This window comes from Micromonospora sp. M61 (assembly GCF_018070245.1).
GTDB lineage: Bacteria > Actinomycetota > Actinomycetes > Mycobacteriales > Micromonosporaceae > Micromonospora > Micromonospora zamorensis.
Genome location: NZ_JAGPYA010000148.1, coordinates 1 through 1,321, shown reverse-complemented (window position 1 = coordinate 1,321; position 1,321 = coordinate 1). Strand labels below are relative to the sequence as shown.

At 72.7% G+C, this 1,321-nt stretch carries 1 pseudogene; it reads left to right on the top strand.

From position 1 onward, the window contains the following. Positions 1-16 precede the first annotated feature (16 nt). Positions 17-1,321: pseudogene (locus tag KBX34_RS32975) on the top strand (hypothetical protein); the annotation flags it as partial.

Here is a 1,321-nt window from a genome sequence, read left to right as displayed (position 1 = left end):
GGTAGAGCCGGTGAAGGTGCGGGCCACGTCGCTCGAGGTGGTCGAGATCGGCACGCAGAGCCGGTCGGTTTCCATCGACCGGTGGATGGCCGGCGGCGGCAACGGGCTCGACTCGCTGCGCATGCTGCCGGACGGCACCTTCGTTCCGGCGAACCCACGAACGATCACTCCCGACCAGATCAGACTCGACCCCGAGTCCGGCGCGATCACCATGGACGGTGCCGGACCCACCGGTGGCCACTCGTTCGGCGGGGGCGGCGGCGCCCCGGGTTCGGGAGGAGGCGGTGCTCCGGGTTCGAGGGGAGGCGGCCTGTCCGGCCGCGGCCCGTCTCACGGATCGGCGGGGCAGGCCGACGACGGCGCGCTGACCTTCGTCAAGCCGCGCAGCACCGCGGAGAGCAGTGCCGCCGCGATGGCACGGGATGCCCGCACCCACGCCGACGCGGCGGGCGAGCGGTCCGATCCGGGCCGCACGCTGGGCAGTGGCAAGCCCGCGACGCGTGCCGGTGCCGGGGTCGGCGGTCCAGAGGAGGCGAACGCCGCCCGCATCGTCACCAGGGGCGATGACGGTACGTACGTGCTTGGGGCTCCCGCCGAGGCGCCGCACAACGTGCTTCGCAAGCCACAGCCCGATCAGACGCCCGGCGCGGAGGCGAGAGCCGCCCGCATCATCACCAGGGGCCATGACGGTAAGTACGTGCTCGGGAACCCCACCGAGGCGCCGCACAACGTGCTTCGCAAGCCACGGCCCGAACAACCGCCCGGCACCGAGGTGCGGACTCCCGACCCGGCGCCCGGTGAGCACCCGGCGGGAACCATGCCGGCTGCCCTGGCCACGCCAGCTGCCCCGGCGCACGAAGCGGCCCCGGGTACGCCGGTGGACGCCGTGGCGGCACCGCAGGTAGTGGCGAAACCGCAGGCACCGCCGGTCGTGCTGGACCCGACGCCGCCCCCGGCACCGACCGTACCGATGCGCCCACCGCTCGCCCACGAAGCGCCCCACGTCACCGCGATGCCCGAAGGCCTCTCGATGACCGTGCAGGACAACGTCCTACACCTCCACGCCGGGATCGAACCCACCCAAACGGTGCTACCCCCCCGCCCGGACCGGACCATCATCGTCGACGGCTCAGTGACCACCATGTCGGCCATCCGGGCAGCCCTGACCGAGCTACGCCCGTCCCAACCACCCGTATCAACCATCGAACTCCCCGCCCCCCGCCAGCCGATCACCCCGGAACGGGCACAGCAGATCGCGAACCGGCTCCTCACCGGCCTACCCGGCAACCCACAGATCAGCCTGCTCGCCTCTGCCCTCACC